Origin of the sequence: Eisenbergiella tayi (assembly GCF_001881565.1) — a bacterium.
Classification (GTDB): domain Bacteria; phylum Bacillota; class Clostridia; order Lachnospirales; family Lachnospiraceae; genus Eisenbergiella; species Eisenbergiella tayi.
In genome coordinates, this window is the sequence record NZ_MPDJ01000005.1 from 565,863 (window position 1) to 580,164 (window position 14,302).

The window sequence follows — 14,302 nt, forward strand, 5'->3', positions numbered from 1 at the left end:
TCTGCTTATATAAAAACTCTGTCTTTTATTGTAACATAAGCCTTGTCCTTGTAAAAGTATGAATAATGTCTATTTTTTATTCCAATTCATATAAAAAATATCCAATAAATACCTTACACCAACAATCCATCCCTTACTTTTTCTCCAGATAAGCCCGATAACTGGTAGGAGACATCCCATATTCCTTCCTGAAATTACGAAGAAAAGAAGAATAATCCGAAAATCCGCACTTTCCCCACACCTCCCCTATTGTCATCCCCTCCTTCAGCCCCTCACAGGAATACATCAGCCTCTTATTATTCAGATAACTATGCACCGTCATCCCCGTAAGCTCCTTAAAACGCCTCAGAAAATAATACTTGCTCATATGCACACATCCTGCCAGATCCTCCACCAGAATCGTTTCCGACATATGAGCCTCAATATACTCATTCACCCTCTGCACCAGCTCATGGTGGATACTCTCCTCCTTCGTAAAATAAAAAGAATCCCGGGAACACAGCTCATTCAGATACACAAAAAACAAAATCAGCTGCGCCTTATCAAACAGCCGCTTCCCCTCCGCCCCCTCCAGATCCGGAATCTCCGTCATAGCCGTCTTCACCAGCAGATTCTTAAGAATCTCCTCATAATGTACCGGAAAATGATAAGCACAATCCCTCCTCCCGGAAAAACACCCGCAAAGATCCTGCTCCCCCTCCGAAAGCCCCTCCAGCATCCCCTCACTGATCCAAAGCACAATCCTCCGCGAATTCTCATGCTTCCCCTCCACATAATGATAATTATGCATCACATTCCTTCCAATTAACAGAAAATCCCCCCGTTTTAAATTGTAAGTCCTGTTATCCACCAGACTAGAAAACTCCCCCTCCATCACATAAATCACCTCATAAAAATCATGATAATGAAGCCTCACCGCCCCCGTAGGCGCCCCACGCTTCTCATAAATCTCATAATCCTCCCCAATCATATACTGCCGCTCATCCTCACCGCTCATATACCGCGTCCGTATCGTCCCCATACTCCCCTCCGTTCTCCGTTCTCTAATCTCTGTTCTCTGATTCTCCGTTACAAAAAGTCTATAGCAATTTATGCATGATTTCAAGCAACAAATAAAGTTTTCAAGCATTTTTAAATCCCCTATAATAATACTAACCTACGATTCACTTATCCAACCCCTACCCTCCGGAGCCCTGAGAGCTGTTCCTGTATGGGAGCCGTTCCCGCCCGGAGGTCCTTCCTGCGGCGGATTTCTCCGCCTGTACGGCGGGCACCGGGGGAAAGTGGTTGATAAGTGAATCACGCAAAAATGGAGATATTTCTTACTGCCCCGCTTTTCTTTGCTGCGGTTCGCCCAAATGGCGCTGTCTGACGAACGAAGTGAGGAGTTTCAGCCATTTAACCGCAGCAAAGAAAAACGGGACAGTTAGAAATACCCCATTTTTACGTCTGAACATATCAACCACCTTCCCCCGGCGCCCGCCGTACAGGCGGAGAAATCCGCCGCAGGAAGGACCTCCGGGCGGGAACGGCCCCCATACAGGAACAGCTCTCAGGGCTCCGGCCACACCCCACCCCCATAAAAGAAAGCGAGGTTCCCCCATGCAAATGACATTAAGATGGTACGGAAGCAGATTTGATACCGTAACCTTGAAACAAATCCGCCAGATCCCCGGCGTAACCGGCGTGATCTCCACCCTTTACGACTCCGTTCCCGGAGAAGCCTGGCCCCTTGAGGACATTCTCTCCCTCAAAAAAGAAATTGAGGATGCGGGCCTGCAGCTCGCCGGCATTGAAAGCGTAAACATCCACGACGCCATCAAAACAGGCTCCCCGGAAAGGGATGCCTACATAGACAATTACATCACCACTCTGGAAAACCTGGGAAAAGCGGATATCCATATGGTCTGCTACAACTTTATGCCCGTTTTCGACTGGACAAGGACCGAACTCGCCAGAGTACGCCCGGACGGCTCCACCGTTCTTGCCTATACTCAGGAAGCAGTGGACAAACTGAATCCGGAAAATATGTTTGCCTCCATTGCCGGCGATACCAACGGCACAATCATGCCCGGCTGGGAACCGGAGCGCATGGAGAAAATCAAAGACTTATTCGCCATGTATGAGGATATCGATGAAGAAAAGCTGTTTGCCAACCTGAAATATTTCCTGGAACGCATCATGCCTGTCTGCGATAAGTACGATATCAACATGGCCATCCATCCCGACGATCCTGCCTGGAGCGTTTTCGGCCTGCCCCGCATCATCATCAACAAGGAAAATATCCTGCGCATGATGAAAATGGTGGATAATCCGCACAACGGCGTTACCTTCTGTTCCGGTTCCTACGGCACGAACCTGCAGAACGACCTGCCCGACATGATCCGCTCCCTCAAAGGCCGGATTCATTTTGCCCATGTGCGGAACCTGAAGTTCAACAGCCCCACGGATTTCGAAGAATCCGCCCATCTTTCCTCCGACGGCACTTTTGACATGTATGAAATTATGCTGGCCCTCTATGATATCGGTTTTGAAGGCCCCATCCGCCCCGACCACGGCCGGATGATTTGGGATGAGGTGGCGATGCCCGGCTACGGACTCTATGACAGGGCTTTGGGCGCCGCCTATCTGAACGGCCTCTGGGAAGCTATTGTAAAATCTCACAGCGGCAGATAATCCGCCGCCCTCTTAAGAACTTTTAAGAAAACAGAAAGGATATTCACTATGGAATTAACACAGAAAGGCATTTCCCAAAAGGATAACTGGCAGGCCGCAGGCTATGATCTGCCGCAGTTCGATATCCCCGCCGTTACGCAGAATACCCTGGCCGCACCGGAATGGATTCATTTCGGTGCCGGGAATATCTTCCGCGCGTTCCAGGCCAACGTGGCCCAGTGCCTTCTTAATAAAGGGATTCTCCATACCGGCCTCATCGCCGCGGAAGGCTACGATTATGAGATCATAGAAAAAATGTACCGCCCCCACGATAATCTGGGCATCCTCGTCACCTTAAAGTCTGACGGAAGCATGGAAAAAACCGTGGTGGGAAGTATCGTGGAGTCCCTGATCCTGGACAGCCAGGATGAAGCGGAATACGGACGCCTGAAGGAAATTTTCTGCGCCCCTTCCCTGAAAATGGCCAGCTTTACCATCACGGAAAAGGGCTACAGCCTGGTAAACGGCAAAGGAGAGCTGCTCCCGGATATCGCCTCTGATTTCCAGGCAGGCCCCTCCGCTCCCAAAAGCTATCTCGGAAAGGTAGTTTCCCTTGTTTATGAACGCTTCGAAAAAGGCGCCCTTCCCATCGCACTGGTGAGCATGGACAATTGTTCCCATAACGGGGATAAGCTGTATGCCGCCGTCAATGCGTTTGCCAGGGCCTGGGAAGAAAACGGGCTTATTTCCCACGGTTTCCTCGCCTATATCAATGATAAAAGCAAAGTCTCCTTTCCCTGGACCATGATTGACAAAATCACTCCCCGTCCGGATCCTGCCGTGAAGGCGGCACTGGAAAAGGACCATATTGACGGCCTGGATCCGGTTATCACCTCCAAAAACACCTATGTGGCCCCCTTTGTGAATGCGGAGGAATGTCAGTATCTCATCATAGAAGATGCCTTCCCCAATGGAAAGCTTCCTCTGGATCAGTGCGGCATTATCTATACCTCCCGCGAAACGGTAGACAAGGTGGAAAAAATGAAGGTGTGCACCTGCCTGAATCCCCTTCATACCGCTCTTGCCATCTATGGCTGCCTCCTGGGCTATACTCTCATTGCCGATGAGATGAAGAATCCTCTGCTTAAGAAAATGGTGGAGATGATAGGCTACAGGGAAGGACTTCCTGTGGTGGTGGATCCCGGCATTCTGGACCCCGGACAGTTCATTGACGAAGTGGTCACCAAACGGATTCCCAATCCCTTCATGCCGGATACTCCCCAGCGGATCGCTACGGATACCTCACAGAAGCTGCCCATCCGTTTCGGAGAAACCATTAAGGCATACAAAGAATCCTCCCGGCTGTCCCTGGAGGACCTTCATATCATCCCTCTTGTTTTTGCCGGATGGCTGCGTTATCTGATGGCTGTGGATGATCAGGGCACGCCTTTTGAGCCTTCCTCCGATCCTCTGCTGGAAACAGCGCGCTCCTTCGTGTCTTCTTACCGTCTCGGCAGCATACCGGAGGATCTGTCAGGACTGGATCCCCTCCTTGCCGACAGTAAAATCTGGGGCGTTGATTTAATCGAAACCGGCCTTGCCGATTTGGTAAAGGATTATTTCCGTCAGCTAGGCGCCGGTACCGGAGCAGTTGAAAACACCCTGCAGAAATATATAGGAGAATAGCCCATGAAAGCTTTCATGAACCAGGACTTTCTGCTGTCCAACGAGACGGCCCGCACTCTTTATCACACCTATGCGGAACAAATGCCCATCTTCGATTACCATAATCACCTGTCCGCACAGGAGATTTACGAAGACAAAGGCTTCACCAATCTCACCCGGGCCTGGCTGTACGGCGACCATTACAAATGGCGCGCCATGCGCACCGCCGGTTTCCCGGAAGAACTGGTCACCGGCCCCCGCGGGGAGTTATCCCCCGGGGAACGGGAGGAATCCGACTGCCGGCGCTTCCGTGCCTGGGCGGAAACCATTGAAGGTTCCATCGGGAATCCCCTATACCACTGGACCCACCTGGAGCTGCAGCGGTACTTTGATGTCACCACCCCTCTTTCTGCGGAAACTCACGAAGAAATCTGGAATACCTGCAACGCCAAACTGTCCTCTCCTGACTTTTCGGTCAGGAACCTGCTGAAAAAGCAGAATGTCCAAATACTGTGCACCACTAATGATCCCTGTGAGGATCTGCATTATCACCGTCTGCTCAGGGAAGAAGGCTTTTCCGTACAGGTACTGCCTACCTTCCGTCCTGACAAGGCCTATCTGATAGGGAAAGAGGATTATCCTCAATACCTGGACTCTCTGGGAAAGGCCTGGGGCAATCCCATCAGCTGTCTGTCTGATTTGAAAGAAGCACTCTGTTCCCGCCTGGATTTCTTTATCCGGGAAGGCGGCTGCCTGCTTTCGGATCACAGCCTGGAGGGCTGCATTTACGCCCCGGCCTCCGATGAAGAAGCCCAGGATATCTTTGCCAGGCGCATGGAAGGCAGCGCGCTTACACTCGACGAACGCCGCCGTTTCCAGGGGAACGTCCTCACGTTCCTCGGAAAAGAATACGCCGCAAGGGATATTGCGATGCAGCTCCATATCGGCGCCCTGCGGAATAATTCCAGCCGTATGCTGAAGGCCGTCGGCCCGGATACCGGCTTCGACAGCACTGATGATTTCATTTATGCGGGCGAGCTTTCCGCTCTTCTTAATTCCATGGACAGCACCGGAGAGCTTCCCAAAACAATTCTCTACTGCCTGAACCAGAGGGATTATGAAATGCTGGCGGCCATGTGCGGCAACTTCCAGTCCGCTCCCTTCCGCGGAAAAATACAGTTCGGAACCGCCTGGTGGTTCTGTGACAACAAACGGGGAATGGAGGCCCAGCTGGAGGTGCTTGCCTCCTTAAGCCTGCTGCCGGTAAGCATCGGCATGCTCACGGATTCCAGAAGCTTCCTCTCCTTCCCGAGACACGAATATTACCGCAGGATTCTCTGTAATAAAATCGGTCAGTGGGTGGAGGAAGGCGAATATCCCTGCAATATGGACTATCTCGGCAAAGTAGTACAGAATATCTGCTATAATAACGCCCTTCAGTACCTGAAAGGGACGGATGCATAAACAACCGTCCCTCCCCTGGAAGCAGGCCGAACACGGCCTACTTCCTCACTCAATTCACCAGCCTGCGGTATATCCCTTCTATCTGCCCTTCCTCCAAACCACAGTATGTAAGATACTGTCTTATCCCGCCATAACATTCCATGACATGGTCATAACAGAGCGCGATCGTCTCCGGATGGGAATACATCAGAGACATGGCTTCCGGCGGCATATCCACCTCATAATCGTCAAAAAAATCCTGTCTTTTCCTGCTCAGATTCACATAAGACTGCCCGTAATTGGTCATACAATCCTGCTTATCCGCTCCCGCCATCATCATCAGCAGCAGAGCTAGCACCCCCGTCCGATCCTTTCCTCCTGCACAGTGGAACAGAAGGCAGCCTTCCTGTACGTCTGCTATAAAGGTGAAAATTTCTTTGATTTTCTCCTTATCTTCCAGAAGCTGAAGGTACATTTCTCCTAAATCAACCACAGCGCCCTCTCCGGCATACCGGCTCATATCCCCGGCCTCTCCCCTTAAAAAGGGAACATTTTTCCACAAAACCCCGGAAACCCCCGCCAGTACATCCGGCTTTCTGCAGACCTCTCCGTCACTGCGCAGATCCAGTACGGAAGTAACCCCATACCGAAGCAGGAACTGTACATCGCTTTCACTCAATTCACTGATATCATCTGCCCGCAGAAATCTGTGATAAGCCGTCTGTCCCCCCTCTTCTACAGGATAACCGCCTAATTCCCTCACATTGCTTGCGAAGACAAGCGGCAGACGCACCCAGTTTTTTTCATAATCTTTTTCCATTTTTATTTCCTAACCTTTGCCGTAATATAGCTGCTCAGTATTTCAATGACGAACATGGACAGAAAAATCACAAGGATAATCGTCGTAATCGAACTGTATTTATATTGGTAAATTGCTCTGTTCAGCAGCATTCCTATACCGCTGACCCCCACCATGCCAAAGGAAATGCTTTCCGCGATATTGCTCTCAAACCGGATAGCGATCCAGGATATAAAACCGGGTATGCTCTCCGGCAGCAGCCCCTTCAGGACTATATCGATCCACCTTGTCCCGGAAGCCCGCATAGCTTCGATCGCGCCGCCTCCCTGTTCCTCTATGGTGGCGATAAAGCTTTTGGTCAGATATCCAATGACGGGAAACATCAGCCCGATCATGCCGCCCGTGTTCCCGAAGCCGATACTAGCCGCCACCATCAGCACCCAGACGAGGGCGGGTACGGCCCGTATGACCGCCACGATACCTTTGATCGCCGCTGCCAGTATGGGAAGCGGTGTGATATTCGACGCGGCCAGGAATGCCAGAATCACGGAAATCACCGCGCCCGCCAAAAGAGAGACCACAGCAAGCGCCATACTTATGCCGATGCCGGCGGCTATATCCGGCAGAATTGTCAGATTGATCGCAGCCATTCTGCGCAGAACCGGCCCCACGTTGGACAGCCGTTCCACAAATTTTCCCATATCAATTCCCAGCCCCATAAAGCTGCCGATAAAACCTGCTGCCAGCACAATAACAGCCAGCCCTTTTTTTAATCCGGTGCCTGCCGGTTCTATTCTGTATTCTTCCATTTCTGCTTCCATCGTTGTCCTTTCTCCCTTATCCGTCATCGTATCATGCGGCGTATTTTATTCGTCATAAATTCAGTGAGCAGCACAATAATAATAACCACCAGAATGATGGCACAGGCTTCCTGATATTTAAACAGCTTCAAATTAGTCTGGATGAGAACACCGATCCCGCCTGCCCCGACCATGCCAAGAATGGCGGAAGCCCGTATATTTATCTCAAAAGAAAACAAAGTCCAGTTTATCCATGAGGGAAGGAACTCCGGAATCAGCCCATGGACAAGCACCTGTCCGTAACTCGCACCTGCCGTCTGCAAAGCTTCCAGATGGCTTCCGGCAATTTCACTGATACTTTCCGCATAGCTCCGTGAAAGAAAGCCCAGTGTGGCTATAATCAATGCCAGAAGCCCCACGATTTCACCCACTCCGAACATATAAACCAAAATAGAAGCCCAAACCAGAACCGGGACATTTCTCAAAAAAGAAATAATCCCTCTGCAAAGCAGGCGCAGCGGCGTTATGGGATTCGTTTTATCCGACATGAGCAGGCCGAAAAGAAAGGACAGGGCCGTAGACAGATAGGTTGCCGCCACGGCGAAAAGCACCGTATCTATCACAGCCGGCACATAAGCCCTGATATTTTTAAAGGAAGCCGGCAGGAATTTTATGACAAAAAACCGGACAAAGGCCGGAAACCCTTTCACCGCTTCCGAAGGTGATATTTCCAGATAAGCCATACAGCCGCAGAAAACCACCGCCGCTCCCAAAAGAACCAGTAGCCCCCGGTTCACCCGCTCCCTGGAAACCGGGAATGTATCCGCTCTTTTTCCCGCCAATTCAGCCATTCTGAACCACCACCTTTTTTACAGATACCTGCCTGGACGGCCCTGATTCCTTCAATTTCATTTCATGCTCTTTCCCCTGATATATGAAGGCCGTCATCTCTTCCGTCAGTTCGTCCGGCGCGCCGTCAAAAACCACCTGTCCGTCCCGTATCCCCACGATACGGCTGGCATAGCGGCGTGCAAAATCCACCTGATGCAGGTTTACTATACAGGTAAGCCCTCTTTCCGAGGTAATATCATGCATCTGTTCCATAACAATTTCCGCAGATTTGGGATCCAGGGAAGCGATGGGTTCATCCGCCAGCAGCAGCTTGGGCTCCTTAATCAATGCCCTGCATATCCCTACCCGCTGCATCTGTCCGCCGGAAAGGGCATCCGCCCTTTTATAAGCCTGATCCTTCAGGCCGACCTTTTCCAGCAGCGCAAAGGCGGCTTTTCTTTCCTCCCTGCTGTATTTTCCCAATAGGCTTTTCCACAGGGGCATATGCCCCAGACGGCCGTAAAGCACATTTTTAACCACATTGACGCGCCCTATCAGATTATAATTCTGGAATACCATTCCGATTTCGGAGCGGAGCATCCGCAGCTTTTTCCCTCTGGCCCCGCTTATTTCCTGCCCGTCAAACAGTATTTTCCCATCCGTCGCATCGATCATCCGGTTAATACAGCGTATCAGTGTGGATTTTCCTGCCCCCGAAGGCCCGATTACCACCACGAAATCCCCTTCCTTAAAGTCGATGCTCACATCCCGGAGGGCAACCGTATCCTTGTCATAACGCTTGGTCAAATGTTCTATATGAAGCAGTACCTTATCCATTTTCTTATTCTCCTTCAATATGCAGCGCTTCCAGAGTATCATAAACCACCTTATAATCCTCTTCGCTGACATCTATAAAACGTATGGAAGGGTCCCCATGCACTTCTTCAAAATAACTCGCATCCGAATAATTGAGAAAAAATTCCTTCAGCTTTGCCTTCAGGCTTTCGGGAAGATCGCCGCGGACAACATAAGCAGGATTGGGAATCGTATCCGTCCGGTCGATAACCTTCAGCTTTCCATCCTCCAGCGCGCCTGCCTGCACCATCTGATCAATCACGGAGGCCGCTACCGCGCCCGCATCATAATCTCCCATGGCAACGCCCGTTGCAACAGAAGGATGCTGTCCGGCAAACGCCACGGTATCAAAGAAATATCCGCTGTTCTCCAACAGATCCGGATCCAGAGAAAGCTTATTTACCAGCTTGGCCTTGGGATACATATAACCGGAAGAAGACGCCTGATCCACAAAGGCAAAGGTTTTCCCTTTCAGATCCTCAAGCGTATTGATTTCCTCATTGTCCGCCTGCGTAATGAAGGCTGTATAATATTCAGAAGCCATAGGCGTGCTCACCAGAAGCTGGGCATTAGCTCTTTCTTTTGCCTGGTAGTAGCTCATGGGGCTTACCAGCATGACGTCAATGTTGCCGCTCGCCATTCCTTCAATCCCCACGGAATATTCCGTGCCTTCCATCTCCTTTACCTTAATTCCGAGAGCCTCTTCCATAGCCCTGCTGAATTCTTCATGCTTCTGCCCCACATTCGGGTTATTTTCATTCGGCATCTGAACCACCGTGATTTCTTCCGGCCAATCTTCCGCCTGCAGGTCAGTCCCTTCCTGAGCTGTACTTCCATCCTGCGCTCCTTTTCCTTCCTGCGCTGTATTTACCTCCTGCGCCGCATCCGGGGCGGAACCGTTTTCCGCCCGTACTGTCGGCCCGCAGCCGGGCAATACCGCCATAATACCTATTATCATTGTCAGCGCCGCCGCACAAACCTTATTATTTTTTCTTCTCATTTCCTTTTGCTCCTTCCACTGCATCATCTCAAGCAGCCAGCTGTTTTCCATGTGATTCCTTCGGTAGGATAACACGGCTTTTTTCCGCAATCCACATAGACGGAGTTAAAAATTCGTAAAAAATAAGGCACTGTGTACAAATTCAGACAGCCTGTATTAAATTTTACAAAATCCTGATATTTTTTAAATACAGAATCCTTTATACTTCAAATGGAAACGACGCTTAATACAGGAGAAAAGAGAATGGTGGCAAAATACAAATATATGAAACACAGTACCAACCAGCTGACAAAAATACTCACTGCAGCGGAAGATCTTTTTATCAAAAAAGGAATCGAAGCCGTAAGCTTCACGGAAATCGCTTCCTGCTGCGGCATTACCCGTTCCACGCTGTACCGCTATTTTGAGAATAAAGATGAAATTTTATGGGAAATCCATCACAGAAAAATCGGAGGCTACAGCAGCCGGCTTATGGAATACTATGAGCAGACAAACAAAACTACCTATTCACGTTTCCAGTGCTTTTTCCATCTTTTAAAGCACATTCTCTGCACCGCGCCTCATGATTTACTCTTTCAGTCCGCCTTCAGCCATACCTATACCCGGGAAACCATGGATATGGAAAACGGGATTTATAACCACATATTCAGCCCTGACGAATTCCGTTCCGGAGACATGCTCCGTTTTCTGAAAGGCAGCCTTTTTCACGACGGCTCCGTACGCCCGGACCTGGATCCGGACGAAATCTGCGCCGCTGCGATTCATTCCGGCTTCGGGGCGGTTACCGCCCTGGCCCAAAGCCCGGACCGCATTATTGTGCGTTACCATACCGATGCCGTTACGCTGGCGGATGTCACTTTTTCCCTCTTTTTAAAGGCTATAAAAAAAGAAATGCCGGAAACGGATGCATAAAGCACCGTCTCTGACATTTCCCTTTTTTATGTATATTACTGCAGTTTTCTTAATTCCTCCACCAGTAGCTTCATATCCAGCGGTTTCACCAGATACCCCGTCATACCCGCCGCCTTTGCCAGGACACGATCCTCATCGAAGGCATTGGCTGTCATGGCCAAAATGGGAACTGTCAGGGCATCCTTTTTCCCGGAAGCCCGTATTGCCCTGGAAGCATCCAGTCCGTTCATGACCGGCATCCGGATATCCATCAGCACGGCAAAGTAATGACCCTCCGGCTTCTTCAGATACTGTTCAACGGCTTCCTGCCCGTTCTCCGCACTGTCCACAGTCAGTCCGTACATTTCCAGCAGTGACTTCGCGATCTCCAGATTCAGCTCATTATCCTCCACTAACAGGACATGCCTTCCATCGAAATCCACCGCAGCATCCTGTTTGATTTTTTCACTGCAGATTTCCGTAAAGCCGCCCAGATGAGAAAAGGTATTATAAATCGTAGTTTTAAACAAAGGCTTGGATATAAAGTAATTGGCGCCTGCCCGGCATGCTTCCTCTTCAATACAGCTCCAGTCGTAGGCGGAAATAATAATGATAGTTGTATCCGGGCCGGTTATTTTACGGATCTGGCGGGTGGTTTCCACACCGTCCATATCCGGCATAATCCAGTCAACCATCGCAATATCATAAGGCTGTCCGCTGTCCATGGCCGCCCTTACTTCCCGCACCGCTTTTCTTCCTGAATCCACCCACAGGGAATAGCCGCCGATTTCTCCCAGGATATCGGAAACCTGCTCTCCCACGATCTCATCATCATCTACGATCAGGACCTTCAGCCCCTTCAGAAGCTCTTTGGATTTTCTCCTCTGTTCTTCCTCTTCATTGTCATTGATTACGCCTACAGGCAGAAGGACGGTAAAGACACTCCCTTCCTCCTTCCGGCTCTGTACCTCAACGCTTCCTCCCATGAGCTGCACCAGGTTATATACAATGGAAAGCCCCAGGCCGCTTCCCACATTGTTCCGGGCCATTTCCGAAGATTCCTGCTCAAAGGGCTGGAACAGCCGGTTCATAAAATTCTCGGACATACCGATTCCCGTATCCGACACCATCAGACGCAGATAGGCAAAACCATTCGTCCTTTTTTCTTCCCGTATCTGTACCTCCACTTGTCCTCCTGCCGGTGTAAACTTCACCGCATTGGAAAGAAGATTCATGATAATCTGCTTCAGACGCAGCTCATCACCGATATAATAATGCTCAATGGGCTCTTCATAGTGCAGTTCAAAATGCAGCCCCTGATTCACCGCCTGGGGATAAATAATAGATATAATCTCATCAATAAATTCCACAAAGTCGAATTTTTCCCTGGCAATGGACATTTTGCCCGTTTCTATTTTGGACATATCCAATATATCATTGATAAGGGAAAGCAGATAACGGGAGGAGGCGTCAATTTTGCTGAAGCAGTCCTGTATTCTGGCAGGATCCTCCTTTTTCAGCTGGCCGATAGTGGACATGCCGATAATGGCGTTCATCGGTGTCCGGATATCATGGCTCATACGGGAAAGGAAATCCGATTTTGCCTCATTAGCCGCCCTTGCCGCCGTCAGCGCATCCCTCAGCAGCTGCTCCTGACGGGCTTTTTCGGCTCTCTGTGCATCCAGCAGCTTAACCAGTTCAATAGCAAGAAGATCCTCCCCTACCGGATTGTCCACATAAATCAGCTGTACAGAGATCCAGTGATACTCTCTGTCTACCCCTTTTGCCTGAACCTCCATATATAGTTCCCGCTCCCCTTTCCGGAAACGTTCCTGTATGTTCTCTCTGCTGTAAAAAGACGCAAAATCCTCCCGATAGGAAGGATAAACGTCAGGAAGGAAGCCCGCCGCCATTTCATCAAACATGCCTTCCCTGCTTTGCAGGAAGCATTCCTGTTCCTCGATAAAGCAGTTATAGGTATTCCGTGTCAGATTAATGATCATTATCATAGGATAAGCCGTACAGGTGGCAGCCCGAAGCGACTGGTTTTCAATCAGCCTCTGCCTCTCCTGAAGCATCTGCAGCCTTTTGGTTTCCGTAATGTCAGCGAATATGGCCTGAATTACGTCAATTCCGTCCGCATTCACCAGCCTTTCCATAACTACATTGATCCAGACCTGCGTGCCGTCTATCCGCCTGCCTTCCCTTATATAATTCACAGTTCCTGAGTAAGGCTCAAGCTGTTCAACCAAATCCTTCACCTTTTGCTGATCCTCTTCAAGGACAAGCTGCAGCGGGGAGCTTATATGTCTGCAGTAATCCTCCTCGGATGAAAATCCATAGAATTCCCAAACCATCCGGTTCAGATTCACAATTTTATGAGACGGATCCGTTGTAAACTGCAGAATACCACAGGGTATCGTATCATAAAGCTGTGTCAGGAATTCCGCCTGCCTTCTCACCTCCTGATTCACCGCATCCATTTCCATCTGCTTCTGCTTGCGTTCAGTGATATCGGATATGAAGCAGTAGATCGCCTCCTGCCCATCCGGATACTCCGCCTTTTCACCAATATCCGATACCCACAAAATACTGCCGTCCTTACACATTACCCGGTATTCCAGACTGTAAGACTCTCCCCGATCCAGCTTTTGTTTTATATTTTCCCAGACACTCTCATAATCCTCCTCCAGGATATAGCCATGCCCGGACTCGCCTGTAAGCTGTTCAAACTCCTCCGGACTGTCATAACCCAGCAGAGAGCAGAGAGAATCACTGATCCATTTTGACGTAAAATTATTATCCGCACCGCATATCAGCATACCCCCCGGAAGCCTGGAAAGCATCAGCTCAATCTGACGATCCCTCTGCTCCAGGACCCTGCTCAGTTTCTCAAACGCCTCTTTCCCGGCCTGTGCGGGGAACAGCTCATCTTCCATAATATCCGAATAATCCACAGAATTATGGATATGCTTTGTTTTCAGCACTTCTCCTGTCCGTTCAAAGATAAAAGTGATCCTCTGATGGGTCCTGAAATACAAACCGGTTTCCTTCTTCGGCTGAATCCAGCTGTCTCCCTCGCAAAAGAAAATATTCTCTCCCAGCCTTCGGGTCACATATCTTTCCTCTGTCATATCACAGGGAGCCAGATCGTCCTTCCCTTCCCGGAAACAGGCGGCAACTGCAGCCTTTCCCTCCGCCTTCTGCCTTTCTCCGGCGCCCATCCATACGATATCCTCGGCAAAGGTGGAAATCAGGAATTCCACATCCGATTCACAAAAATAACTCCGCAGAATTCTGTCTGCAAAAGATTCTACCTCCTGAAGTTCTTTATCCATGCCCATGCCGCTTTCATACCTCCGT

11 protein-coding genes are annotated in these 14,302 nt (G+C 49.9%); 4 read left to right on the forward strand and 7 right to left on the reverse strand.

Features of this window, described 5'->3' with window-relative positions:
* Positions 1 to 133 precede the first annotated feature (133 nt).
* A complete protein-coding gene (locus BLA28_RS20615; protein WP_016360137.1) occupies positions 134 to 1,021 on the reverse strand; it encodes an AraC family transcriptional regulator in 888 nt (295 codons plus the stop codon).
* A 581-nt stretch (positions 1,022 to 1,602) separates the two neighbouring features.
* On the opposite strand from BLA28_RS20615, the gene uxuA reads away from it, so the two are divergent.
* Genes uxuA through uxaC form a run of 3 tightly spaced genes read left to right on the forward strand, consistent with a single transcriptional unit; the run spans position 1,603 to position 5,784 of the window.
* A complete protein-coding gene (gene uxuA / locus BLA28_RS20620; protein WP_044971330.1) occupies positions 1,603 to 2,676 on the forward strand; it encodes a mannonate dehydratase in 1,074 nt (357 codons plus the stop codon).
* Positions 2,677 to 2,724: 48 nt separating this feature from the next.
* Complete coding sequence (locus tag BLA28_RS20625; protein WP_069157867.1) at positions 2,725 to 4,341, forward strand: mannitol dehydrogenase family protein; 1,617 nt, start codon at positions 2,725 to 2,727, stop codon at positions 4,339 to 4,341.
* 3 nt (positions 4,342 to 4,344) lie between these two features.
* The gene (gene uxaC / locus BLA28_RS20630; protein WP_071699389.1) at positions 4,345 to 5,784 is read left to right on the forward strand and encodes a glucuronate isomerase; all 1,440 of its coding nucleotides are present in this window, start codon (positions 4,345 to 4,347) and stop codon (positions 5,782 to 5,784) included.
* A 49-nt stretch (positions 5,785 to 5,833) separates the two neighbouring features.
* Here uxaC and BLA28_RS20635 read toward each other — a convergent pair whose 3' ends face one another.
* From BLA28_RS20635 to BLA28_RS20655, 5 genes are read right to left on the reverse strand one after another with little or no spacing between them, the layout of a single operon-like run.
* Positions 5,834 to 6,583 carry a tyrosine-protein phosphatase gene (locus tag BLA28_RS20635; RefSeq protein ID WP_069157869.1) on the reverse strand — a complete coding sequence of 250 codons (750 nt, stop codon included), beginning with the start codon at positions 6,581 to 6,583 and terminating at the stop codon, positions 5,834 to 5,836.
* Between the two features lie 2 nt (positions 6,584 to 6,585).
* Complete coding sequence (locus tag BLA28_RS20640; RefSeq protein WP_081330048.1) at positions 6,586 to 7,383, reverse strand: PhnE/PtxC family ABC transporter permease; 798 nt, start codon at positions 7,381 to 7,383, stop codon at positions 6,586 to 6,588.
* A 23-nt stretch (positions 7,384 to 7,406) separates the two neighbouring features.
* Positions 7,407 to 8,213, reverse strand: a complete 807-nt coding sequence (phnE, locus tag BLA28_RS20645; RefSeq protein WP_069157870.1) for a phosphonate ABC transporter, permease protein PhnE — start codon at positions 8,211 to 8,213, stop codon at positions 7,407 to 7,409.
* Positions 8,206 to 9,030 carry a phosphonate ABC transporter ATP-binding protein gene (gene phnC / locus BLA28_RS20650; protein ID WP_069157974.1) on the reverse strand — a complete coding sequence of 275 codons (825 nt, stop codon included), beginning with the start codon at positions 9,028 to 9,030 and terminating at the stop codon, positions 8,206 to 8,208. The genes phnE and phnC overlap by 8 nt, the downstream gene beginning before the upstream one ends.
* A 4-nt stretch (positions 9,031 to 9,034) precedes the next feature.
* Positions 9,035 to 10,099, reverse strand: coding sequence for a phosphate/phosphite/phosphonate ABC transporter substrate-binding protein (locus tag BLA28_RS20655; RefSeq protein ID WP_242880608.1), 1,065 nt, complete (start codon positions 10,097 to 10,099; stop codon positions 9,035 to 9,037).
* Positions 10,100 to 10,291: 192 nt separating this feature from the next.
* Between BLA28_RS20655 and BLA28_RS20660 the strand changes: the two genes are divergently transcribed.
* Entirely contained in the window at positions 10,292 to 10,960 is a 669-nt protein-coding gene (locus BLA28_RS20660) for a TetR/AcrR family transcriptional regulator (protein ID WP_069157871.1), read from the forward strand.
* A 35-nt stretch (positions 10,961 to 10,995) separates the two neighbouring features.
* On the opposite strand, the gene BLA28_RS20665 is transcribed toward BLA28_RS20660, so the two are convergent.
* On the reverse strand, positions 10,996 to 14,283 hold the full coding sequence (locus BLA28_RS20665; RefSeq protein WP_069157872.1) for a PAS domain-containing hybrid sensor histidine kinase/response regulator: 3,288 nt from the start codon (positions 14,281 to 14,283) through the stop codon (positions 10,996 to 10,998).
* Positions 14,284 to 14,302 lie beyond the last annotated feature (19 nt).